Here is a 24,193-nt window from a genome sequence, read left to right as displayed (position 1 = left end):
CGCGGCGATCGGCCGTCCCGGCTCCCGGCATACCGCATTCGCGAGCGGCGCGGAGTGAGCGCGCATGCTTCGCCGCCGATTCGAGCACACACCGCTTCTCACCGGCTTCTCATTGCCGGAAAGCGAATGAGAAGGGAAAAGAAGGCCCTTCGGCCGAGGATCGGGACGGCTCGGCCACGGGCTCCGGCCGTATCTCCCGCCGTGGAGGGGCCTCCGGCACACCCCGCCGACAGAGAAGAGGGACCGGATCGATTGAACAGAAGCCGTTTTCTCCGCCCGATCGACACTGAAGTCGAGCGGGCTTCCCGCATTTCCCGGGCCGCGTGAATATTTCCCGAAGAATACGGCAAGAAAGGGTTGACCTTTGCTTGGAGAAACTGTCACTCTTTCCGCGTGGAACTCGTGCGTCCGAAACGAGCCACGGCCCTCTGGCCTTTTCCTTTTAACGCCGTGGACCACCGCGTAGAGAAGCGGCTCCCCGAAGGCGGCGTCCGCCGAACCGCGCCGGGCGGGCCAAGGCGGTAGAGCCGGCCGGGCGTCCGGACGCACCCCGTGACGCGGCCGATGGCGATGCCCGGCGAGATCCACCCGGCCGCCGCGTTCGCCGTCCGGCCCGCCCACGCCAACGCATAGATCCCGAGAGGTCTCCGATGCCATATATCTCCATCGAGCATTTCCCCATCGCGACCCCCGCACCGCCGCCGGCCCGGTCCGGCGGCGTCGAGACGGTCGAAGACCTCATCGGCCGGACCCCGCTGCTCCGTCTCAAGCTCGATGGCGTGCCCTCGGCCGCCACCGTGCTGGCCAAGCTGGAAGCGGCCAACCCACTGTCCAGCGTCAAGGACCGCGCGGCGGCGTACATGCTGCGGGCGGCCGAGGAGTCCGGGGCGCTGGCGCCCGGCGCCACGGTGGTCGAGTCCACCTCGGGCAACACCGGCATCGCGCTGGCGTCGCTGGCGGCGGCCCGGGGCCATCCGTGCGTGATCGTGCTGCCGGACAACGCGTCGCGGGAGCGGGTGCTCACCCTGCGCATGCTGGGCGCCAGGGTCGAGCTGACCGATCACGCCCTGGGCTTCCTGGGGTGCGTGGAGCGGGCGGAGGAACTGCACGCCGCCATCCCCGGCTCCTGGTACGCCCGCCAGCACGAGAACCCGGACAACGTACGCGCGCACTACTCGACCACCGGCCCGGAGATCTGGGCGGACACCGGTGGCGCGGTGGACGTGCTGGTGTGCGGCGTCGGCACCGGCGGCACCCTCACCGGCACGGGCCGCTACCTGCGCGAGCGCAACCCCGACCTGCGGATCGTCGCGGTCGAGCCCGCGGGCTCCCCCCTGCTGTCCGGCGGCTCCCCCGGACCGCACCGCATCCCGGGCCTGAACGGCGGCTTCACCAGCCCCGTCACCGACATCAGCTGCATCGACGAGGTGATCACCGTGCCGGACGAGGCCGCGGCGCAGATGACCCGGGCCATCGCCGCCCGCACCGGACTGCTGGTGGGCATCTCCTCCGGAGCCGCCGCGCACGGCTGCACCGAACTCGCCCGCCGCCACGACCTGTCGGGCCGGACCATCGTGACGATCTTCCCGGACAGCGGTGAGCGGTACCTGAGCTGGTGGCCGGTCTGATGGGCTACCGGGAGCTGCACCGCACCGTCAAGCTGCGCCTGGGCGTGGGCTTCTGCCAGCGTTTCCTGGACATCATGCTGGTCCCGCTGATGGTCATCCACTTCTCCGGGCTGTACGGGGCGGCCCTGGCCGGCCTGATGACCCTAGGGACCGCGGTCGTCGCCATCGGCGGCACCCTGGCCGGCGGGCATCTGGCCGACGTCCACGGACGCCGCCCGGTACTCCTGCTCGGCGAGCTCGGCGGCGTGCTCTGCTTCGCCGGGCTGGCCCTGGTCAACTCGCCGCTGGGCGGCGGTTCGGGCGTGCTCACGTACCTGCTGTACCTGGGCGCGTCCGGCTGCGCGGCGATCGCCCTGCCGGCCGGTGAGGCGATGATCGTGGACGTCTCCACGCCGGAGAACCGGACCACGGTGTACACGCTCAAGTACTGGTCGATCAACGTGGCCTTCATGTTCGGCTCGCTGACCGGCGGTTTCCTCTACACCGGCTTCTTCTTCCAGCTGCTGCTGGCCGGGGCGCTGGTGTACCTGGGCATCTTCCTGGTGACCTTGCTGGCGATCCGCGAGAGCGCGCCCGGCGGCACCGCCGGCGGCCTGGCCGCCATGCTGGCCGGCTACGTCTCGGTGGTCCGCGACCGGATCTTCCTGCGGCTGGTGGTGGCCGCGCTGCTGGTCCGGGCGATCGAGGTGCAGATCTCCACCTACATCGCGGTGCGGCTGAGCGCCGACTTCACCCCGCAGCGGCTGCTGGACATCGGCCCCTGGCACCTCACCGTGGACGGCGTCAACACGCTGGGCATCCTGCGTGCCGTCAACACCTTCCTGGTCGTCTGCCTGGGCCTCTTCGCGGGCCGGTTGTTCGGGCGGCTGAGCGAGCAGCGGCGGCTGACGGCCGGCATCGCGGTGTTCACCGCCGGATACGCGGTGTGGGCGGTGAGCGGGGACGTCTGGGTGCTGATCGGGGCGGCCGTGGTGGTCACCGTCGGCGAGCTGATGAACGCGCCGGTCAAGCAGACCCTGCTGGCCAACCTGGTGCCCGCGTCCGACCGGACCAAGTACATGGCCGCGTACGGCCTGGCCATCCGGCTCGGCCTGGTGATCGGCTCGGCGTGCGTGTCGCTCGGGTCGGTGGTGCCCCCCTCGGGGATGGCCGGGCTCTACGTGGTCTTCGGGGCCACCGCCATCTGGTTGTACCGATCGCTCTTCCGGAACCTGGGCGACCGCACACCGCTGCTGGAAGGAGCGCGGTCCGGTGACTGACCACGGCAACAGGCTGCTGATGGTGCAGCCCTACAGCCAACTGGTGGAGAAGGCGGTCGCCGCCGGCTTCACCGTGTACTCCATCTGGGATCCCGCGCTGCAGACCCCCGAGTACCTGGCGGACGTGGCCGGGCACTCCGCCGAGCTGCTGCTGACCGACTTCTCCGACGTGGCGGAGCTGCGGCGGCTGGTACGCGAGACGGCGGTCGCCCGCGACGTGGCCCATGTGCTGCACCTGGGCAAGGAGCAGACGATGCTGCCGGTCGCCGAGGAGGCGCACGCCCTCGGTCTCGCGCCCAACACCCCCGCGGCGATCCGCGCGCTCAACGACAAGGCCGCGACCCGCGAGCTGCTGGCCCGGCACGGCCTGTCGCCGGTGCGGTCCGTCCGCGCCGACTCCCCCGGCGAACTGGCCCCCTTGCTGACCGGCTTCGACCTGCCGGTGATCGTCAAGCCCTGCGGCCTGCAGGGCAGCGCCGGGGTACGGCTGGTGCACGCCACCGGCGAGCTGACCGAATGGGCGGACGAGCTGGCCGCCTTCGGCTACCAGGGCCCGGTGCTGGCCGAGGAGTACCTGCGCGGCCCGGAGTTCAGCGTGGAGACGCTGTCGGCGGGCGGACGTCACCAGGTGATCGGCATCACCGCCAAGGAGACGATGCCGCCGCCGCTGTTCGTGGAGACCGGGCACGTGTTCCCGGCACCGCTGCCGGAGGCGGACGCCGCGGCCGTCACCGGCCTGGTGACCGCCTTCCTGGACGCGGCCGGCTTCACGTTCGGCCCCGCGCACACCGAGGTCATCCTCACCGGCGACGGCCCCCGGATCGTCGAGTCGCAGTCCCGGCTGGGCGGCGACCGCATCCCGACGCTGATCAGGGTCGCCACCGGGTTCGACATCGAGGCGGCGATCTTCGAGGCGCTGGCCGGGCGGCCGGTCGTGCCCGGACCCGCGCGCGCGACGGGCTGCGTGTCCTTCTTCCGGTTGCCGCCCGGCCCGATCGCGGCGGCCGGTGGCGTGGAGGAGATCGCCGCGCTGCCCTTCGTACGCGAGGTGAAGTTCCGCTTCGGGCCCGGCGACGTGCTTCCGGTCACCCGGCACTCGGGCAGCCGGCACGGGTACGTCGTCACCGAGGGGCCGACCCCCGAGGCGGCGCGGGAGCGGGCGGCCGAGGCCAAGGCGCTGCTGTGGGTGGAGCCCGAGGGCACGCCGGTGAACGCCGTGCACCGGACCGCGCAGGCGACGCTGAACCCCGCTCGCACCCTGCTGCTGATCGGCCACCTCACCGAGCCGATCCGGCTGGCCAAGTCGCTGGGCCTGAACGTGATCCTCATCCAGCACAAGGACAAGTTCCAGCCCGAGCAGGCCGAACTGGCCGACGTCACGCTGATCGCCGACTACACCGACTGGGCGGTGCTCCGGCCGCTCGCCGAGGCGGCGCACCGGATCTGGAACTTCTCCGCCGCGCTGTCGCTGACCGAGCCCGGTCTGGAACCCGCCGGCCGGATCAACGACCTGTTCGGGCTCGGCGGCACCGGGCGGCGGGCCGCCCACCTGCTGCGCGACAAGCTGGCCATGCGGCGGCACCTGGCCGCGGCGGGCGCGCCCACGGTCGCCGCGGAGCCGCTGCGGGACCGCGACGACCTGCGCGCGTTCGGCGACCGGCACGGCTACCCCTTCGTGGTCAAGCCCACCGACCTGACGGCCGGCTTCGGCATCTCGCTGGTCCGCGGGCCGCAGGACACCGGACCGGTCTGGGAGCAGGTGCGGGCGCTGCGCACGGACGGGGTGGACCGGGGCACCACGCTGTACGAGGTCCAGGACTACCTCATGGAGGAGTACATCGCCGGGCCCGAGTACAGCGTGGAGAGCTTCAGCTTCGCCGGGCGGCACGTGGTCGTGGCGATCACCGAGAAGCTGGTCGGCTCGGCCCACTTCGCCGAACTCGGCCACGCCATGCCCGCCCGGGTGGACACCGATACCGCCGCCGCGCTCACCGCCGCGACGGCCCAGTTCCTGGACGTGATCGGGGTGGCGGACGGACCGGCCCACACCGAGCTACGGGTCTCGCCGCGCGGCCCACTGGTCATCGAGTCCCACAACCGGATCGGCGGGGGCCGCATCGGGGCGCTGGTCCGGGCGGCCTACGGCATCGACCTGACGCACTACACGCTCGCCTGGCCGTTCGGCCTGGTCGACGCGCTGCCGGGGTCGCCGGAGCCGATCGGCGCGGCGTGCGCCCGCGGGCTGGTCGGCAGGCCGGGCCGGATCGCCGCCGTCGAGGGCGTCGAGGAACTGCGGGCGCACCCGGACGTGCTCGCCGTCGACGTGAGCGCCCGGCCGGGCGCGGTGGTGCGCCGGATGCGCGACAACTGGGACCGGCTGGGCCTGGTCGCGGTCACCGCCGCCGACACCGACAAGGCCGTGCGGCTGTGCGAGGAGCTGATCGAGACGGTGACCGTCAGGATGGAGGGCGATCGGTGAGCATCATCGTCCTGGACCGGCCCGGCCGGCCGTTGCTCCCCTATCCGCGGTGGCTGGACGCGGCGCCGATCCTGCTGACCGACCGGCCCGCGCCGGCCGTGGACGACACGGGTTACGGCGGCGTGCGGTTCCTGACCGGGCTCGGATTCGCCGCGGCGGAAACGGCGGTGCGCGACCTGGCCGCGCGCGGTCAGATCACGGCCATCGTCGCGGTCGATCCCGCCGACCAGGTCAGGGCGGGCGGCCTGCGCGACCTGCTCGGCCTGCCGGGCCAGTCCCGGGACGCGGCGCTGCCGCTGGCGGACCCGGTGGCGGCGCGGGCGCTGCTGCGGCGGGCCGGCGTTCCGGTCGTACGGCGGGCGGGGGTGCGCCGGGTGTGCGACCTGTACTGGTACGCGCATCGCTGGGGCTATCCGCTCCTCGTCCGGCGACGCCGGGCGCCGGACAGACCGGCCGTCGCCGAACTGCGCGACGAGAGGGAGCTGCGCGCCTTCGCCGCCGGACGGCTGCCGGTGGACCCCGCCCTCGTGCCGGACCTGACCGTCGAGTCCCCGGTGCGCGGGGCGCGGCACCACGGCCCCGGCATCGCCGTGACCGACGCCGCCCTCGCGCTGCTGCCGGACACCCCCGGCCACCCGCGCGCCGTCGAGGCGGTGCGCACCGCGGCCGGCGACTGGCTGGTCGACACCGTCCACTACGACCCCCGCGGCGCGTCCACCCGGGCCGCGGTACGCGCCCAGGCGGCCCTGTCCGCTGCCGCGCAGGAGGCCGCGCCATGAGCGTCCTGGTTCTGCACTACCGCGGTTCGATCGCCGCGACGCCCTATGACCAGTGGGTCGCCGGGTACGACGGCGACGTCCTGCTGCTCACCGCCGACGAGGACAACCTCGCCCCGGCCGCCGCGGGCTACCGGCACGCGGCGGCGGTGCCCGGCTACGAGACCGGCGGCCAGGTGGAGGCCCTCGCCCTGGACCTGGCCCGCGAGCACGGCGTCCGGCACGTCGTGGCCTGCCAGGAACGCGATCTGGAGCGGGCCGCCCAGCTCAGGGAGATCCTCGGGCTGCCCGGTCAGCGGCTGGACAGCGTGCTGCCGTTCCGCGACAAGGTCCTCATGAAGGAGCGGTTCGTCGCCGCGGGCCTGCCGGTGGCCCCGTACCGGGAGATCGAGTGCGCCGCGGACCTGCTCGCCTTCGCCGGGGAGCACGGCTTCCCGCTGGTGGTGAAGCCCCGCGACAGCGCCGGCTCGGTGGGGCTGCGGATACTGCGGTCCGCGGGCGAACTGGAGACGTACCTGGCCGGCGAGCTGGACCTGTACGGCGAGCACCCGCCCAACCTGATCGCCGAGCGGTTCGTGCCGGGGCCGATGTGCCATGTGGACGGGCTCGTGGTGGGCGGCCGGATGGTGCTGGCCTGGCCGTCGCAGTACCTCTACTCGCTGTCCTCCTTCCGCGAGGATCGGGGCGGCAGGATGGACGTCACGCTCGACGTGGACGACCCGCTCACCGGCCGCCTGGTAGAGCTGACCGAGCGGGCGCTGAAGGCGCTGCCCGGCCCCCGCGACTTCGCCTTCCACGCCGAGATCTTCCACACGCCCGGCGACGAGCTGGTGCTGTGCGAGATCGCCTGCCGGACCGGCGGCGCCTCGGTCCGCGACGTCATCCGGATCCTGTTCGGCGTCGATCCGACCGAGTCCTGGGTACGCGCCCAGCTCGGCCTCCCGCTGCCCGCGGCGCTCACCGAGGCGGGCCCCGGGCGGCCCCGGCCCGGCCGGATGACCGGGCAGCTGGTGCTGATGAAGCGGCCCGGCCGGGTGGTCTCGGTGCCCGGCGGCCCGCCGCCGTTCCCGTGGATCGAGAAGTACCAGGTCTTCGTCGAGCCGGGACAGACCATGGGGGCGGCCACCTTCTCTGCGGACTTCCTGTTCACCACGCTGGTGTCGGGGCCCGACCGGGCGACCTGCGTCGCCCGGCTGCGCCAGGTCGAAGCGTGGTTCATGGACGGGCTGGAGCTGCACGATCCGGCACTCGCCCCATCCGGCCACACCAACGCATGAATCCCCAGGAGGTTTCCGATGCCGCACATCACCATCAAGCACTTCCCCGCCGACCTCACCCAGGAGCAGGAGGACACGCTGCTGGCCAAGGTCACCGACGCGGTGACCGGCGCCTTCGGAGTCGGCGAAGGGGTCGTCTCCATCGCCTTGGAGCCGGTGGCGCCGGAGGCATGGGACGAGCAGGTGTACCAGCCGGAGATCGCCGGCCGGCGCCACCTGCTTCGCAAGAAGCCCTCCTACTGACGGCAAGGTCTCGATGATCTTGATCTGGGGTAGGTAGCAGGTGCCGGCGGACCTCACCACCGCCGGCGGCGCGCTCGCGCGTGCGGGTCATCCGCCGTTCCTGATGATCTTGGAGGCAATCTTGCTACCAGGTCGTTCACCTGCATTTCCTTCAGGTGGCTTTTGGTCTAGCGTCTAGGTATTCAGTGAACACACCACGTCTTGTCGGTGACCCCGCAAGCTCGGCACAACGGCACGCGTCAGGACGCGGTGGCGGACCGGGCGCGGCCTTGTGCCGCGGTGGACGACACGACGCTGGAGGCGAAATGGCTGACAAGACGACCGGCGCGACCGCGGGAGCCGCGGGCAGGGCACCGGCGGCCGACCGGCCTGACATGGTGCGCAACGTGGTGCTGGTCGGCCATTCCGGAGCGGGCAAGACGACGCTCGTCGAGGCCCTGCTCGCGGCGACCGGCACCATCTCCCGCACCGGGCGCGTCGAGGACGGCACGACCGTCAGCGACTTCGACGAGGTCGAGGTGCGCCAGCAGCGCTCGGTCAACCTGACCCTCGCCCCGCTGGTGCACAACGGCATCAAGATCAACCTGCTGGACACCCCCGGCTACGCCGACTTCGTGGGCGACCTGCGGGCGGGGCTGCGCGCCGCCGACGCGGCGCTGTTCGTCGTCTCCGCCGCCGAGGGCATCGACGGCCTCACCAAGCTGCTGTGGGAGGAGTGCGCCTCGGTGGGCATGCCCCGCGCGGTGGTGATCACCAAGATCGACCATCAGCGGGCCGACTTCGACGCCGTGCTCACCTCCTGCCAGAACGCCTTCGGCGACGGGGTGGCGCCGCTCTACCTCCCGCACGACGGCGGGCTCATCGCCCTGCTCTCGCAGCGGTTCATCGACTACTCCGGCGGCACGCCCGCCGTACGCGAGCCGTCGGGCGACACCATCGACACGATCGAGCAGTACCGCGGCATGCTCATCGAGGGCATCATCCAGGAGTCCGAGGACGAGTCCCTGATGGACCGCTACCTGTCGGGCGAGGAGATCGACCCCAAGGTCCTCATCGAGGACCTGGAGAAGGCGGTCGCCAGGGGCGGGTTCTACCCGGTGCTCGCCTCGGGCGCCGGGATCGGCGCGCAGGAGCTGCTGGAGATCATCACGCAGGGGTTTCCGTCCCCGCTTGAGCACCCGCTGCCCGAGGTCACCACGATCGACGGCGGGGCGGTCCGCGCCCTGGCCTGCGACCCCGACGGCCCGCTCGTGGCCGAGGTGGTCAAGACCACCAGCGACCCCTACGTGGGCCGGATCAGCCTGGTGCGGGTCTTCTCCGGCACGCTGCGCCCGGACATGACCGTGCACGTCTCCGGGCACGGGCTGGCCGACCGCGGCCACGAGGACCACGACGTGGACGAGCGGATCGGCACGCTGTCCTCCCCGCTCGGCAAGACCCAGCGGGTCACCGGCAAGTGCGTGGCCGGCGACATCACCGCCGTGGCCAAGCTGGCCAGGGCCGAGACCGGCGACACGCTGTCCGACAAGGACCGCCCGCTGCTGATGCGGTCCTGGACGATGCCCGACCCGCTGCTGCCGGTGGCGATCCACGCCAAGTCCAAGGCCGACGAGGACAAGCTGAGCCAGGCCCTCGCCCGGCTGGTCGCCGAGGACCCCACGCTGCGCCTGGAGAACAACGCCGAGACCCGCCAGCTCGTCCTGTGGTGCATGGGCGAGGCGCACGCCGACGTGCTGCTGGACCGCCTGGCCAAACGGTACGGCGTGGAGGTCGAGCGGGTGGACCTCCGGGTGCCGCTGCGCGAGACCTTCGGCGGCCGGTGCCAGGCCATGGGGCGCAACGTCAAGCAGACCGGCGGGCACGGCCAGTACGCCATCTGCCACCTGGAGGTCGAGCCCCTGCCCTCGGGCGGCGGGTTCGAGTTCGTGGACAAGATCGTCGGGGGCGTCGTGCCCCGGCAGTTCATCCCTTCGGTGGAAAAGGGCGTGCGCACCCAGATGGAACGCGGGGTGCTCGCCGGATACCCGATGGTCGACGTCAAGGTCACCCTGTACGACGGCAAGGCGCACTCGGTGGACTCCTCCGACATGGCCTTCCAGATCGCCGGCTCCCTGGCGCTGAAGGAGGCCGCGGGCAAGGTCTCCACACTGCTCCTGGAGCCCGTCGATGAGATCTCCGTGCTGGTGGACGACGACTACGTGGGGTCGGTGATGTCCGACCTCTCCTCGCGGCGCGGCCGGGTGCTCGGCACCGAGCCGGTCGGCACCGGCCGTACGCTCGTCCGGGCCGAGGTGCCGGAGCTTGAGATCACCCGGTACGCCATCGACCTGAGGTCCATGTCACACGGCACCGGGGCCTTCCAGCGCACGTTCCTGCGCTACGAGCCGCTGCCCGGGCACCTCGCCGACAAGGTCGTGTCCGCCCAGCACGACGATTGACTCCCGCCCGGCCCCGCGGACCTGCACGAACGTCCACCGGGCGGCGCCCCGCCGGGGGCGCCGCCCCGGGCGTCCGGCTTCATCACGCAAGTATCACGAAACGATTTCTTTCTTCCGGTCAAAGCATTCCGCCCGCGGTGTAAGACTGGGGAACCATGCGCACCGGACACCAGGAGACCAGCGTCATGCGGAAGGCGCTTCTCGCCTCGGCGGTCGTCGCCGTGGCCGCCACCGCCACCGCCTACGCGTTCGGCCCCGACGCGAAGGCCGGGCAACGGGACAAGGGGGCGGACAAGGCACGCACCGCCGTGAAGTCCGGCGCCGAGCCGGGCGGCAAGGGCGAGACCGCCCGCGAGGCGTACGCCGTGACCGCCGCCCCCGACTGCAAGGTCGACAAGGCCCGGCCCAAGCGCCAGCTTCGCGGGGTGTGGATCGCCACCGTCAACAACCTCGACTGGCCCTCCAAGACCGGCCTGTCCCAGCAGCGGCAGCAGGCCGAGTACACCCGCCTCCTGGACAACGCCGCCAAGCGCCGCTTCAACGCGGTCTTCGTGCAGGTCCGCCCGGCCTCCGACGCGATCTACAAGTCCTCCCTGGAGCCGTGGTCGCGCTTTCTCACCGGCACTCCCGGCAAGGACCCGGGCTGGGACCCGCTGCCGTTCCTGGTCTCCGAGGCGCACAAGCGCGGCCTGGAGTTCCACGCGTGGTTCAACCCCTACCGCGCGGCCGACGACAAGGGCGGCAGGCTGCCCGCCGCGCATCCGGCCAGGAAGCACCCCGACTGGGTGGTCAAGCACGAGGGCCGCCTCTACTACAACCCCGGCCTGCCCCAGGTCCGCGACCACGTGGTGAAGGTCGTCACCGACGTCGCCACCCGCTACGACGTGGACGGCGTCCACTTCGACGACTACTTCTACCCCTATCCGGGGCAGGGCACGAGGTTCGCCGACGAGGCGGCGTTCCGCAAGTACGGCGGCGGCAAGAGCCTGGCCGCCTGGCGGCGGGACAACGTCAACAAGCTGGTCGCCGAGGTCGATGACGCCGTGCACAAGGCGCGGCCCGAGGTGAAGTTCGGGATCAGTCCGTTCGGCATCTGGCGCAACAAGGCCCAGGACGCCTCGGGGTCGCGCACCAGCGGGATGTCGGCCTACGACCAGATCTTCGCCGACTCCCGCCACTGGATCAAGAACGGCACGGTCGACTACGTCATCCCGCAGCTCTACTGGCCGCGCGGGCAGGCCAACGCCGACTACTCGGTGCTCGCCCCGTGGTGGGCCGAGGAGGTCAAGGGCAGCGGCGTCCACCTGTACATCGGGCAGGCGCTCTACCAGGTCGGCACCACGGGGGCCTGGCGCAAGCCGGGCGAGCTCCCCGCGCACCTGACGCTCAACCGCGAGCACAAGAAGATCCGCGGCGACGTCTACTTCAGCGCCAAGTCGCTGCTGACCAACCCGCTCGGGGTGCTCGACCGGCTGGACTCCCAGCACTATACGCGCCCGGCGCTGCTTCCGTTGATCAAGGACCTTGGCGGCGAGGCCCCGGCCGCGCCGGCTGACCTGCGCGCCTCGGGCGGTGAGCTGAGCTGGAAGCCGTCGCAGGGGGCACGGGCGTACGCGGTCTACCGGGTGGACGGCGAGCCGGGCCGCTGCGCCACCGCCGACGCGACCAACCTGGTCGGGATCGTCTCCGACGGCACCGCCATCGCGACCAAGACGCCGGGCACCTACCTGGTGACCGCGCTGGACCGGCTGCACAACGAGTCGGAGGCCGCCCAGATCAAGGTCTGAGCCACCGCTGATCCACTGCTGAACCACCGATGAACCACTGCCGGGCCGGGGTTTTCCACAGAATACGGGGAATCCTGGACGCGCGGCCTCCGCCTCCCCTACCGTGCCGTCAGCGTACAGTGCCGCGGATCAGACCCGGCAGAATGTTGTGCGACATGGGGGAGGTTCTGGTGAGGCGGACACTGCTCGCGTTGCTGGCGTCGCTCGTCTTGGGCACGGCCGCTCCCGCATGGGCGGCCGCGGATACGGCGACCACGGACGCGGCGACCACCGATGCGGGGGCCACCGGCCCTCAGGGGGTCGTGGCGCTGCTCGGCGTTCCGGGGCTGCGGTGGAGCGACCTGAGCGAGCGGGAGACACCGAACCTCTGGAGGGTGGCGGGCGAGAGCGCGCTCGGGTCGTTGTCGATCCGCACGGTCGGCCCGGTCACCTGCCCCTACGACGGGTGGCTGACGGTCTCGGCGGGCATCCGCTCGGCGGTCGGCTACCGCTGCGGGCTGCCTCCGGTGCCCGAGTCGCGCGGCGCGGGCGCGGTCATCCCCGACTACGGCTACCTGCACTCCGTCGCCCGGCAGCGGCACGCTGGCGCGCTGGGCGAGGCGCTGCGGGCCGCCGGGCGGTGCACCGCCGCGATCGGTCCCGGCGGGGCGCTGGCCCTCGCCGACCGCTCCGGCGCGGTCGATGTCTACCGGCCGTCGGCCGACGGGCTCACCACCGCCGCGCTGGGCGGGTGTCCCGTGGTGGCCGCCGACATCGACGACATCGCCCGGCCGTACATGGCGGGCGGTCACATCCCGCGTGAGGCGGAGTCCGTCGCGGCCGGCGTGCGCGCCGCCGCGGTCCGGGCCGCCGACGCCAAGGCCGGGGCCGTGCTGGCCGCGCTGCCGCCCGGCGCCACCGTCCTGGTCGCGGGCCTGTCCGACCACGGGTCCGTACCCCACCTGCGCGCCGCCATGCTGCGCGCCCCCGAGGCCGCGGGCCACACCCTGGGCACCACCTCCACCCGGCTCGACGACGTCACGATCATCCCCGACATCACCGCAACGCTGCTGCACGCCGCTGGCGTCGCCGCGCCGCCCAATGTGGTGGGCACCCCCTGGACGCCCGGTCAGGGCGAGGCCGGGCCGCTCCAGCAGGCCGCCGCCGCCTTCGATGACGACGACGCGGCCGGGCAGACCATCAGGAGCATGCTGACCGGCTTCTTCTTCGGCCTGGCGGTGTTGCAGGTGGCGTTCTACCTGGCCGCGTTCGTGCTGATGCGGCGCAGGAAGGCCCTCGGCCGGGTCCGCACCGCGGCGGTCGCGCTGTCCTCGGTGCCGGTGGCCAGCCTGCTGGTGAACCTCGTGCCCTGGTCGGCCTCGGGCAGCCCGCTACTGGCGCACGTCGGCGTGATCGTCGCGATCGCCGCGCTGATCGCCGCCGTCGCACTGGCCGGTCCGTGGCGGCGCAGCCCGCTCGGGCCGCTCGCGGTGGTGGCCGGGATCACCGGCCTCGCCCTGGCCGCCGACCTGCTCACCGGCACCACCCTGCAGCTCAACAGCGTGATGGGCTACACCGCCGTGGTCGGCTCGCGCTACTACGGCCTGGGCAACATCCCGTTCGCGCTGCTGGCCACGGGCGTGCTGCTGGCCTCCACCGTGGTGGCGCACCTGCTCCTCCTGCGCGGCCGGCGGACGGCGGCCGTGGCGGCGGTGGCGGTGCTCGGCGGCACCGCGATGATCCTGGGCGGCTGGCCGGGCATCGGCAGCGACTTCGGCGGGGTGATCGCGTTCATCCCGGGCATCGCGGTGACCGCGCTGATGATCGCCGGCCGCCGGGTCTCGCTGGTCAAGCTGGCGGTGTTCTGCGTCATCGGCGGGGTCGTGGTGATGTCCATCGCGTTCCTGGACTACCTGCGCCCGCCCGCGTCGCAGACGCACCTCGGGCGGTTCGTGGGCCAGGTGCTGAGCGGCGAGGCGGTCGAGGTCATCCTGCGCAAGCTGGCCGCGATGATCGGCACCATGGCCAACCCGATCCTGATGCCGATCCTGATCACCGCAGCGGTCTTCCTGGTGTACGCGGTCCGCCACCCGGGGCAGGCCAGCGCGGGCGTCGTACCGGCCGCCTTCGAGTACTCCCCCGCACTGCGCGCCGGGCTGGTGGGCACGCTGATCAGCGGCGTGGTCGGCATGCTGGTCAACGACTCCGGCGCGGCGGTCCTGTCGATGGCCCTGGCCCTCGCCGTCCCCCTGGTGATCGCCGCGGGCGTGGCCGCCCTCCCCTCCAGCGGCCACGAGGCCCCCGGCTCGATCCTGTCGGCCACCCCGCCCGTCACCCCGAAACCGGCCTAGAGCCGGGGCGTCGTCAGGGCTTCTCGCCGGGGGCGGGCCAGGCCTGGGCCAGCATGTCGCGGGTGTCGGCGAGGAGTTGTGGCAGGACCCTGGTGTGCCCGACGACCGGCATGAAGTTGGTGTCGCCGCCCCACCGGGGCACCACGTGCTGGTGCAGGTGGGCGGCGATGCCCGCGCCGGCCACGCCGCCGAGGTTCATGCCCACGTTGAAGCCCTGTGCGCCGCTCGCGCGGCGCAGCGCGGTCAGCGCGTTCTTGGTGAAGGCGGCCAGTTCGGCGGTCTCCTGGTCGTCGAGGTCGGCGTAGTCGGAGACGTGCCGGTAGGGGCAGACCATCAGGTGGCCGGAGTTGTACGGATAGAGGTTGAGCACCGCGTACACCGACCCGCCGCGGGCGATGATCAGCCCTTCGGTGTCGTCCAGCTTGGGGATCTCGCAGAACGGGCAGCCGTCGTCGGGCCCGGTGCCCCCGGGCTTGCCCTCGCCCTTGATGTAGGCCATCCGGTGCGGGGTCCACAGCCGCTGGAAGTTGTCCGGGGCGCCCGCGCCCGCCTGTTCGATCGGGTCGCTGTCGTGCATGCCAAGCAGCATAGGGCGTGCCGGCGCGGGCGCGGGGCGCGAGGGCGTCAGACCTGGACGCGCCGGGCCACGGCGTCGACGATCTCCCCGATCGCCTCGTCCACGGGCACGCCGTTCTTCTGCTCGCCGCTGCGGTAGCGGAAGGACACCGCGTTCGCGGCGACGTCGTCGTCACCGGCCAGCAGCATGAACGGGACCTTGGCCTTCTGGGCGTTGCGGATCTTCTTCTGCATTCGCTCGTCGCCCTCGTCCACCTCGACCCTGATGCCCCGGGCCGCGAGCTTTTCGGCGACCGCCTTGAGGTGCGGGACGTGGGCGTCGGCGATGGGGATGCCGACGACCTGGACGGGGGCCAGCCACGGCGGCATCGCGCCCGCGTAGTGCTCCAGCAGGATCGCGAAGAACCGCTCCACCGACCCGAACAGCGCCCGGTGGATCATGTACGGCCGCCTGCGGGTGCCGTCGGCGGCCTGGTACTCCATGTCGAAGCGCTGCGGGAGCTGGAAGTCGACCTGGAGGGTGGACAGTTGCCAGCGGCGGCCGATGGCGTCGCGGATGTGCACGTCGACCTTGGGGGCGTAGAACGCGCCCTCGCCCTCCGCCACGATGTACGGGACGCCGGACTTGTCCAGCGCGTGCCGCAGCGCCGCCGTCGCCTCGTCCCACTCGGCCGGGTCGCCGACGAACTTCTCCGGCCGGGTGGCCAGCTCCGCCTCGAACTCGGTCAGGCCGTAGTCGCGCAGCAGGTCGATGATGAACTGCAGCAGCGAGGCCAGCTCGTCGGCGAGCTGGTCGGGGGTGACGAAGATGTGCGCGTCGTCCTGGGTGAAGCCGCGCGCCCTGGTCAGGCCGTGCAGCACGCCGGACTTCTCGAAGCGGTAGACGGTGCCCAGCTCGAACATCCGCAGCGGCAGCTCACGATAGGACCGCCCGCGCGCCTTGAAGATCGTGATGTGGAACGGGCAGTTCATCGGCTTGGGGTAGTACTTCGCGCCCTCCATCTCCATGGGCGGGTACATCCCGTCGGCGTACCACTCCAGGTGGCCGGAGGTCTCGAACAGCGAGGACTTGGTGAGGTGCGGGGTGACCACGAACTCGTAGCCGGCCTCCTCGTGCCGCACCCGGGAGTATTCCTCCATCACCCGCCGCACCCGGCCGCCCTTGGGGTGCCACACGGCCAGCCCGCCGCCGATCTCGGCGGGGAAGCTGAAGAGGTCCAGCTCGCTGCCGAGCTTGCGGTGGTCGCGCTTTTCGGCCTCGGCCAGCATGGTCAGGTAGGCGTCCTGCGCCTCGCGCGACTCCCAGGCGGTGCCGTAGATGCGCTGGAGCTGCGGGTTCTTCTCGCTGCCGCGCCAGTAGGCGCCGCCGGTGCGCATCAGCTTGAAGGCGGGGATGACCCGGGTGGTCGGCAGGTGCGGGCCGCGGCACAGGTCGCGCCAGCGGCGCTCGCCGGTCTTGGGGTCGAGGTTGTCGTAGATCGTCAGCTCGCCCGCGCCGACCTCCACGCTCGCGCCCTCGCCCGCGTCGGCCGCGCCGCCCTTGAGCCCGATCAGCTCCAGCTTGTACGGCTCGGCGGCCAGTTCCTCGCGCGCGTCGCCGTCGGTCACCGGCCGCCGGGAGAACGCCTGGCCCTGCTTGACGATCTCGCGCATCCGCTTCTCGATGCGCTTGAGGTCGTCGGGGGTGAACGGCTGCTCGACGTCGAAGTCGTAGTAGAACCCGTTCTCCACCGGCGGGCCGATGCCCAGCCTGGCGTGCGGGAAGAGGTCCTGCACGGCCTGGGCCATGACGTGCGCGGTGGAGTGGCGCAGGATCGCCCTGCCGTCGTCGCTGCCGATCTCCACCGGCTCGATGGCCTGGCCGTCGGCGACCTCGGCGGCGAGGTCTTTCAGCTCGCCGTCGGCGCGGGCGGCGATGACCGTCGTGCCGTCGGCCGACAGCGCCTCGCCGTACGTCGTGCCCGCCGCCACCGCACGCTCGGCTCCGGCGAGGGTGATGCGAAGGTGCGCCACGGCAGACACGGTTTCTCCTAGATCGCTACAGGACGACTGAGTACACCGCATGTTACCGGTGGCGAAGACCCAGCGCGGTCAGGTCACCCCTGGTGCCCGCGAACACGTTGAGGTCCAGCGGGCTGTGCGCGTACTGGTGGATCCGCCACTCCCGCCAGGGCGCGGGGACCTCCGGATCGCCCTGCGGCCTGCCGGGCGAGGAGATCCACAGCGGGTGACCGCCGAGCCCGGCGCAGTTGCCCTCCCTGGCGAAGGCGGCGAACGTGTGGACGAAAGGACGTACGCCGCATTCGCGCTCCACCGCGCGGCACCACTCCAGCGCGAAGGCCGACACCCCGGCCGGCTCGACGCCGCGGGCGCGGTCCAGGACGAGGGCGAGCAGGTCGCCCTGTGCCGATCCGCCCGCCACCACGACGCCGAGGAAGCGCCGGGCCTGGGCCGCCGGATCGGTGTCGGGCCGGGCGACGTGATAGGCCCCGCGTACCAGGCCGTGCTCGCGCATCGCCGCCCAGTGGCCCGCGAACCGCCTGTCGGTCACGGCGTCGCCCTCGCTCGCCCGCGCGAACCCGAAGGCGACGCCCTCCCCCGCGCGGGCGGCCCAGTCCACGGCGCTCTGCCAGTCGGACACGTCGATGCCCCTCAGCACGCGCACCTCCCCCCGTAAGGGCCGGAACGCGGCGGTCAGCTCCCGGATCGCGCCGCGCTCAGCTCGGAGAACAACGCCTCCCAGCGTGGCATGACCGAGGCCGGGGCGTAAGCGGCGACCGTCTTGGCGGCCCGCGCGCCCATCCGCTCGCGCAGTTCCCGGTCGCCGATCACCGTCTTCAGCGCCGCGGCCAGGCCCGGAACGTCCTTCGGCGGCACCAGCAGGCCCTCCCGGCCGTGCGTGATGACGTCGGCGGGGCCGGTCGGGCAGTCGAAGCTGACGATCGGCAGCGCGTGCGACATGGCCTCGATCATCACCATCGGCAGCCCCTCGAAGCGGGAGCTGAGCACGAAAACCGACGCCTTGGTCAGCTCGTCGTGGAAGTGCTCCGAGCGGCCCATCAGGAAGGCGTGGTTGTAGAGCCGGAGCTGTTCGATCTGGCCGCGCAGCCGGTCCTTCCTCGGGCCGGTGCCGAAGATCCGCAACTGCCAGTCCGGGTGGTCGCGGACGACCTCGGCCCAGGCGGGCAGCAGCAGGTCGAAGCCCTTCTGCGGGTACAGCCGCCCGGCGGCCAGCACGATCTTGCCGGTCTGGTCGGAGAAGGGCTGGTCCAGGGAGTGCACCGAGTTGGGGATGCGCTCCACCCGCGCGCCGGGGATGGCCTCCTGGTACTCCCTGCGGTCGCCTTCGGTGAGGACCACGACCGCGTCGAACTTCGCGTAGTTGCGCAGCACCGCGTCCCGTACGGCGGGCCGGTGCGTGGAAAGGTTCATGTGTTCCTGGGCGACCTGTACCACGCCGGGGCCCGCGTGCCTGGCCGAGAGCAGGTTGAGCGCGGGCCGGGTGGTGACCAGCACGCCGTCGGTGAGCCGGGCGATGTAGGAGGCGACGGCACGTTCGACGGCCGGGGTGAAGTAGTGGGCGGCGAACTCGCCCCTCGGCACGGCCCCGCCGCGCAGCCTGCGCGCCAGCCGGGCGGCCAGGCTCGGCTCCCGCACCCCCGCGCGCTGATCGGCCAGGGCCGACAGCCGGACCCGGGGGTCGATGGCGAACTGGGGCTCCTCGCGCCGCCGTACGACGCTGACCAGCTCGACGTCGTGCCCGGCCGCGGCCATCGCGTTGGCCTGGGTGATCACCGTGCGGATGGTGCCGCCCATCCCGTAGGCGTGCAGCAGCAGATATCGGATCTTCATGCGGTCCCCGCCACCCGCTGGTAGTCGATCGACAGGTTCTCGTGGACCGTGTAGCGGGGACGCACCTCGACCTGGCCGCCGCCCGCGGGGAAGGTCTGCGCCGGGTAGATCATGATGGTGTTCTTCGCGCGGATGTCGTCCAGCCGCCGTCCCACGCGAAGCCGTTCGCCGCCGTTGACGAGGTGGACGTCCCAGACGCCCTTGCCGGGGGCCTCGGGCGGGGCCAGGGCGGCGATGGGCACGACGGCCTCGAACGCCTCGCCGGACACCGACGCCGGGTGTTCCAGGCACAGGCCGCGCGGCTCGCGCAGCGCGCACTGGACCAGCCAGCCCTCCTGCGGCGCGGCGGCGGTCAGGCCGTGCAGGCGGCCCAGCACGCGGATCTCGCCGTTCTCGGGCCAGACCTGCTCCACCTCGGCGTGCGCGGCGGCCTGCGTGAACTGCTCGCTCATGCCTCGTAACCCCAGGCGGCGCAGATCTCCTTGAGCGGGGCGGGGACGTCCTCCGGCCGGGGAAGCTCCCGCCCGGGCTGCACCGCGCCCGAGCGGATCTTGTCCTTCCAGTCGCCGAGGCCCTTGACGAACCGGGCCTCCCCGCCGTATTCGAGCATCCCGGCCTCCCACTCGACGTCCAGGAACTCGCAGATGCGCCGGGTCTCCCGCGCCGGGTCCTCGGTCAGGTCCTCGTAGCGGACGGTCAGGCCGGTCAGCGCGGTGCGGGCGCGCTGCACCGCCTTCATGTAGCGCAGCGCGTCGGCGATGGCGGCGTCCATGTCCCGCCGGTCGGGGGCGGCCTCGTGCCAGGAGGTGGCGATGGACACCGGGTGGCGCAGCAGGAAGATGAACCGGGCCTGCGGCCAGCAGGTGCGCAGCCGCTTGTAGGCGAAGGCGTTGGCCGGGGTCTTGTCCACGATGATGCCCTTGCCCGAGCGCACCAGCTCGCGGTGCAGCAGCCGGTCCCACAGCAGGTGCTCCAGGTCGGCCTGGTTGTGCCCGAGGGCGTCCATGGCCTTCTCCGCGAGCGAGGTGCCGAATCCGACGGTCAGCCGCCGGACGTGCAGCTCGTGGGGGGCGTGGATCCGGGTGTGCGCGTTCAGGATCACCCGGAGCAGCGTCGATCCCGACCGGACGGGCGACAGCAGGAACACCGGCGCGACCAGGCGGTCGTGGCCGGGATCGGCGGGCGGGCGCACGAGTTCGTCCGCCGCGGCGGCGGGCCGCGCGGGCAAGGTCGCCGCCGCGCGCTCGGGGACGGCCGCGCCGGTGGCCTGGACGCGGCTGAAGCGGAATCCGGTCAGTCCACCGACGGTTTCGTTGACCTTGCGCTTCCAATTCATGAACGGGGAGGTTAACAACGGATCCTGAGCGTTGCCTGGGTAACCCCGATTTCCCGCTACGCGGAGAGGTACCCCCAGCTCCTGCACACATCGATCAGTTCGGGCGGGATCTCGTCCTCGGCGGGCAGCGGGCGGCCCGGCTGCACGGTCCCGCTGCGGATCTTGTCCCGCCAGTCGCCGATGCCCTTGACGAAGTCGCCGTGCGTGTGGTCGCCGTAGTGCAGCATGCCCGGCTCCCAGTCCACGCCGAGGAAGGCGCAGATGCGCTTGGTGTGGGTCGCGGGGTCGCCGGTCAGTTGCTCGTAGGTCAGGCGCAGGCCGGAGAGTTCGCCCATGGCCTCCTCCAGGTACTTCATGTACTGGTAGGTGTGCCGGACGGCCTCGGGCATCGGCCGGGCCTCCGGGTCGGCCTCGTGCCAGGAGGTGGCGATGGACAGCGGGTGGCGCAGCAGGAAGATGAACTTCGCCTCGGGCCAGCAGGCCGCGAGCCGCCGGTAGGCGAACACGTTGCTCGGGGTCTTCTCCACCAGGATGCTCTTGCCGCTCCTGGCCAGCTCACGGTGCAGCATGCGGTCCCAGACCAGGTGCTCCACGTCGCTGTGGGTGTGGCCGAGCGCACGCATGGCCTGCTGGACCGGCTCGGTGGGGAGGTTCACGGTGATCCGCCGTACGTGCATCTCGTGCGGCGCGTGGATCTGGGAGTGGCTGTTCAGCATGACGCGCAGCAGGGTCGAGCCGGACCTGACCGCGGAGAGCACGAACACCGGGCCGGGGATCAGCCGGTCGGCCGCCTCGGCCGGTCCGCGTACCTCGTCGCCGGCCATCCGCGGCGGCAGCAGGGCCGACCGGGGGACCCGCGGGGGCGGCGGCGGCTTGCGCGCCAGCCGCTCGGCCCTCGTGAGGTTGTAACCGGTGATCCCTTCCAGGGTCGCGTTGACCTTACGCTTCCAGCTCATGGCCATGCAGGGTAGAAAGCGCCGGTTACCGGAGGGTTAACTGCACCTGTGCGTTAGCGGCCGACGGAGGGCGCGGCCCAGGGCAGCGCGAGTCCGCCCTCGTCCACGGCCTCCATATGAACGTTGTGCCCCGGTATGCCCAGCCGCAGCAACCGGGCCGTGCACGCCTGCACCATACCGGGCGAGCCACAGATGAAGATTTCGCTGTCGGCCGGGAGGCGGTGCCTGGCGATGGTGTCGGCGACGCTCTCCCTGGGCGGGTGCGCCGGATCGTCGGAGACCGCGAGCACGAACCTCATCCGGCCGTGCTGCTCGCGCAGCCGGAGCAGGTCGGGCAGGTCGTACGCCTGGCTGCGCAGCCGCACGCCGTGGAAGAGGTCCACCGAGGGCCGCTCGTGCATCCACGCGGTCTCCTCGATGATCGCCTTGAGCGGCGCCAGGCCGGTGCCGCCCGCGATGAAGACCAGGTGGGAGGCGGTGGAGCGGCTGAGCACCATCGACCCGCGCGGCGGTCCGAGGTACACGGTGTCGCCCACGGCGGTGCGGTGGGCCAGCGCCGTGCTGACCCAGCCGCCGGGGACCACCCGCACGTGCAGGGAGATCAGGTTGTCTTCGCGGGGCGGGTTCGCGATCGAGTAGGGCCGCCACACCCGGGGCCACTGCGGGGTCTGCACGGTGGTGTACTGCCCGGCCTGGAAGAGGTACGGGTGGCTCGGCCGCAGCACGATCACCGCGAGGTCGTGGGAGCGCAGCTCGTGCCCGACCACGGTCGCCGTCCAGTACGGCGGGGCCGTGTGGGAGTCCCGCTCCGCCGCCTCGGCCATCACCCGGGCGACAAGGTCGTAGGCCGCCGCCCACGCCTGGTCGTAGGCGGGCAGCCAGTTCCCCCCCGCGTTCACCCGCATGGCGGTGATCAGGCAGGCGCCGAGCATCGGATAGTGCTCGGGCACCACGCCGTACTTGCGGTGGTCGCGGCCGAGTTGTCCCAGGTAGGCGCTCAGCCCCTCGATCTCACCGAGGCTCAGCACCACCCGGGTGAGCGCGTGCAGCAGACGATCGCGCTGAAGGTCCATGGCGGCCGGGAACATGCCCCTGACCTGCGGATAGCGGGAGAACAGCAGGGCGTAGAAGTCGGCGGCGACCTTGCTCTGGCGCGGTTCGACCAGGGACCAGCTACGGCGGATCAGGGCGGTGTCGATGGCCATGGCGTCAGAGCGGCCCGTTTCCGTCGCGCGGCGACGCCCCGGCGCGCGCTCGCGCCACCCCGAAGTGATCGCCCGCCGCGGGGCGGGGTCCGTCCCTGCGGTCCTTCCTGGCCAGCCGGGGGATGTGCTTGGAGCAGTGGATGTACGCCTCCTCCACGTCCACCTTGACCCAGCGCTCGACCCGGCGGCCCGGCGAGGTGCGGTCGTCGTCGTCGAGGCCGTACCGGCGGGCGGCGTCCAGCGCGGTCGTGATGGTGGCCCTGCCGTTCACGTGCAGTCCGGCGAGGTCGTCGAAGAAGTCCACGAACAGCAGGCTGATGTGCGGGTTCTCCAGGATGTTGCCGAGGCTGGCCAGCACCCCGTTGCCGCGGAACTCGGGGTAGACGAGCGTGGTGTCGTCGAGCACCCGCACGAACCCGGCCGGGCCCGACCTGAAGGTGGTGTCGCAGTTGCCCGCCGCGTCGGCGGTGCCGACGAAGGCCATCTCCTGACGGGCGATGAACTCCCGCATCTCGTGCGTCAGGCGCTCGGTGAACTGGCGACGGTAGAAGTTCTCGGCCCGTTCCCCGGTGGCGAACAGGGACTGGAGCACATGCTCTCCGTGTGATCCGGGCAGGTTGCAGTCGTCCGTTCGCGAGTCGTGCCCCACTCGCACTCCCCCTCCGTAAGGCTGCGGGCGCGCGGCTAGTGCCGCAATAAGTGATGGATCATAAACCATGACCACATAGATCCGTACAAAACCTGACGAAGTTCTGTCTGGTCTGCGGAAACGCAACCAGCTTCCCAAACTACGATATTTACTCACAGTGATGGCAGTGGGTGAAATGTCCGAATTACTGTACTCTGCGTTACCTATCGCGACGTACCAGGTACGCGGCGTACGCCCGCAGATCGGCCGCCACCGAGCGCTCCAGGACCTCGTCCGCGATCCGCAGCGCGGCCTCGACGCGCTCGTCCGCCTGCCGTTCCGCCAGCCCCCTGCCCCCGGCCTCCTCGATCAGTCGCGCCGCGGCGCGCAGCGCCTCCTGGCCGCCCTCGCGCGGCGCGTCGTCCAGCAGGCCCGCCAGCCGCCGCGCGGGCGCGCCCGGCGCGGCCAGCGCCGCCACGACCGGCAGGGTCTTCTTGCGCCGCCGCAGGTCGCTCAGCACCGGCTTGCCCATCACCTCCTGCTCGCCCCAGAGGCCGAGCAGGTCGTCCACGATCTGCAGCGCGATGCCCAGGTGCCTGCCCATCTCGGTGAGCCGGTCCACCACGGCCGGCCGTACGCCGCCGAGCACCGCGCCCAGGGCGGCGGCGCACGCGAACAGCGCCCCGGACTTGCCGCCGGCCATCCCGGCGTACTCCTCGACGCTGACCGCCTCGCCGCCGGTCCAGGCGCGCTCCTCGAACAGCACGTCGTCGGTCTGCCCGTGGACGATCTCCATCAGCGCGGCCGACAGGTGGCGGGTGGCCCGCTCGGATCCGGGGGCCATCGCGAGGGTCCGCATCGCCAGCGCCAGCAGGCCGTCGCCCGCCAGCAGCGCGGGGCCGACGCCGTACACCTTCCACACCGTCTCGCGGTGCCGCCTGCGCTCGTCGCCGTCGATGATGTCGTCGTGGATCAGTGAGAAGGCGTGCACCAGCTCCACGGCCACCGCCGCGGGGACTGCGGTGGCGGCGGGCACGCCGACGCCCTGCGCGCACAGCACGACGAGCGCGGGCCGCAGCCCCTTCCCGCCCGAGCCGGTCCGTCCTCCCTCATCGCCCGCCCAGCCGAAGGCATAGGAGGCGATCTCCGCCTGCCACGGGTGCAGAGTGCGTACCGCCTCGTGCAGCGCCGGCCGCACCAGTGCCTGGGTTCGCGCGATCGACCTGGGAAAAGCCGGGGAGGCGTCAAGTGCCACGAAGCAACCTCACGTTCGCCATGCGCTCTGCAACCGAAGATCCCCAACGTACCCCGTATACATGTGCGTGACCATACAGCTACAGACGGTTACCAAAGACACTAATACCAATTATTAGCATCAGAACCCCAGCTTGGTAGATCTTGTTCACCTTTGGTAGATCATGTG

19 protein-coding genes are annotated in these 24,193 nt (G+C 71.9%); 9 read left to right on the top strand and 10 right to left on the bottom strand.

The features are described 5' to 3' along the window. The first annotated feature begins 650 nt into the window (after window positions 1-650). The 9 genes from DP939_RS39780 to DP939_RS46550 all read left to right on the top strand — a co-directional run bounded on the left by DP939_RS39780 (window position 651) and on the right by DP939_RS46550 (window position 14,217). On the top strand, window positions 651-1,628 hold the full coding sequence (locus tag DP939_RS39780; protein ID WP_113986021.1) for a PLP-dependent cysteine synthase family protein: 978 nt from the start codon (window positions 651-653) through the stop codon (window positions 1,626-1,628). Next, a complete protein-coding gene (locus DP939_RS39775) occupies window positions 1,616-2,887 on the top strand; it encodes an MFS transporter (RefSeq protein ID WP_199565717.1) in 1,272 nt (423 codons plus the stop codon). Before DP939_RS39780 ends, DP939_RS39775 begins: the two co-directional genes overlap by 13 nt. Further along, window positions 2,880-5,366: an ATP-grasp domain-containing protein gene (locus DP939_RS47315; protein ID WP_199565716.1), complete on the top strand. Its 2,487-nt coding sequence runs from the start codon at window positions 2,880-2,882 to the stop codon at window positions 5,364-5,366. Before DP939_RS39775 ends, DP939_RS47315 begins: the two co-directional genes overlap by 8 nt. Further along, window positions 5,363-6,145 carry a hypothetical protein gene (locus DP939_RS39760; protein ID WP_113986020.1) on the top strand — a complete coding sequence of 261 codons (783 nt, stop codon included), beginning with the start codon at window positions 5,363-5,365 and terminating at the stop codon, window positions 6,143-6,145. Before DP939_RS47315 ends, DP939_RS39760 begins: the two co-directional genes overlap by 4 nt. Continuing rightward, a complete protein-coding gene (locus DP939_RS39755) occupies window positions 6,142-7,419 on the top strand; it encodes an ATP-grasp domain-containing protein (protein WP_113986019.1) in 1,278 nt (425 codons plus the stop codon). Before DP939_RS39760 ends, DP939_RS39755 begins: the two co-directional genes overlap by 4 nt. A gap of 18 nt (window positions 7,420-7,437) precedes the next feature. Beyond that, window positions 7,438-7,662 carry a tautomerase family protein gene (locus DP939_RS39750; protein WP_113986018.1) on the top strand — a complete coding sequence of 75 codons (225 nt, stop codon included), beginning with the start codon at window positions 7,438-7,440 and terminating at the stop codon, window positions 7,660-7,662. A gap of 305 nt (window positions 7,663-7,967) precedes the next feature. After that, entirely contained in the window at window positions 7,968-10,100 is a 2,133-nt protein-coding gene (locus tag DP939_RS39745) for an elongation factor G-like protein EF-G2 (protein WP_113986017.1), read from the top strand. Between the two features lie 155 nt (window positions 10,101-10,255). Next, complete coding sequence (locus tag DP939_RS39740; protein WP_113986016.1) at window positions 10,256-11,887, top strand: glycoside hydrolase family 10 protein; 1,632 nt, start codon at window positions 10,256-10,258, stop codon at window positions 11,885-11,887. A 170-nt stretch (window positions 11,888-12,057) separates the two neighbouring features. Beyond that, the gene (locus DP939_RS46550) at window positions 12,058-14,217 is read left to right on the top strand and encodes a hypothetical protein (RefSeq protein WP_158578953.1); all 2,160 of its coding nucleotides are present in this window, start codon (window positions 12,058-12,060) and stop codon (window positions 14,215-14,217) included. Between the two features lie 13 nt (window positions 14,218-14,230). Here the strand turns inward: DP939_RS46550 and DP939_RS39730 are convergent, their stop codons facing one another. The 10 genes from DP939_RS39730 to DP939_RS39685 form a co-directional block, all read right to left on the bottom strand. Then, window positions 14,231-14,794, bottom strand: coding sequence for an HIT family protein (locus tag DP939_RS39730; protein ID WP_225878776.1), 564 nt, complete (start codon window positions 14,792-14,794; stop codon window positions 14,231-14,233). Window positions 14,795-14,841: 47 nt separating this feature from the next. Then, window positions 14,842-16,815 (bottom strand): threonine--tRNA ligase, encoded by a 1,974-nt coding sequence (gene thrS, locus DP939_RS39725; protein WP_113986014.1) that lies wholly within the window; start codon window positions 16,813-16,815, stop codon window positions 14,842-14,844. 43 nt (window positions 16,816-16,858) lie between these two features. After that, on the bottom strand, window positions 16,859-17,452 hold the full coding sequence (locus DP939_RS39720) for a glycoside hydrolase family 25 protein (protein WP_158578952.1): 594 nt from the start codon (window positions 17,450-17,452) through the stop codon (window positions 16,859-16,861). A 35-nt stretch (window positions 17,453-17,487) separates the two neighbouring features. Beyond that, on the bottom strand, window positions 17,488-18,645 hold the full coding sequence (locus tag DP939_RS39715) for a glycosyltransferase family 4 protein (protein WP_113986012.1): 1,158 nt from the start codon (window positions 18,643-18,645) through the stop codon (window positions 17,488-17,490). Next, on the bottom strand, window positions 18,642-19,097 hold the full coding sequence (locus DP939_RS39710) for a hypothetical protein (RefSeq protein ID WP_113986011.1): 456 nt from the start codon (window positions 19,095-19,097) through the stop codon (window positions 18,642-18,644). The genes DP939_RS39715 and DP939_RS39710 overlap by 4 nt, the downstream gene beginning before the upstream one ends. Continuing rightward, on the bottom strand, window positions 19,094-19,981 hold the full coding sequence (locus DP939_RS39705) for a sulfotransferase family protein (protein WP_113986010.1): 888 nt from the start codon (window positions 19,979-19,981) through the stop codon (window positions 19,094-19,096). The genes DP939_RS39710 and DP939_RS39705 overlap by 4 nt, the downstream gene beginning before the upstream one ends. A gap of 56 nt (window positions 19,982-20,037) precedes the next feature. Continuing rightward, the gene (locus tag DP939_RS39700; protein WP_199565715.1) at window positions 20,038-20,937 is read right to left on the bottom strand and encodes a sulfotransferase family protein; all 900 of its coding nucleotides are present in this window, start codon (window positions 20,935-20,937) and stop codon (window positions 20,038-20,040) included. 53 nt (window positions 20,938-20,990) lie between these two features. Beyond that, on the bottom strand, window positions 20,991-22,142 hold the full coding sequence (locus DP939_RS39695; RefSeq protein WP_113986008.1) for a globin domain-containing protein: 1,152 nt from the start codon (window positions 22,140-22,142) through the stop codon (window positions 20,991-20,993). Window positions 22,143-22,146: 4 nt separating this feature from the next. Next, window positions 22,147-22,734, bottom strand: a complete 588-nt coding sequence (locus DP939_RS39690) for a pyridoxamine 5'-phosphate oxidase family protein (RefSeq protein ID WP_225878775.1) — start codon at window positions 22,732-22,734, stop codon at window positions 22,147-22,149. A gap of 256 nt (window positions 22,735-22,990) precedes the next feature. Then, window positions 22,991-24,025 carry a polyprenyl synthetase family protein gene (locus tag DP939_RS39685; RefSeq protein WP_113986006.1) on the bottom strand — a complete coding sequence of 345 codons (1,035 nt, stop codon included), beginning with the start codon at window positions 24,023-24,025 and terminating at the stop codon, window positions 22,991-22,993. Window positions 24,026-24,193 lie beyond the last annotated feature (168 nt).

Origin of the sequence: Spongiactinospora rosea (assembly GCF_003315795.1) — a bacterium.
Taxonomy (GTDB): Bacteria; Actinomycetota; Actinomycetes; order Streptosporangiales; family Streptosporangiaceae; genus Spongiactinospora; species Spongiactinospora rosea.
The sequence above is the reverse complement of the archived record's forward strand: the minus strand, read 5'-3'. Positions and strand labels throughout refer to the sequence as shown.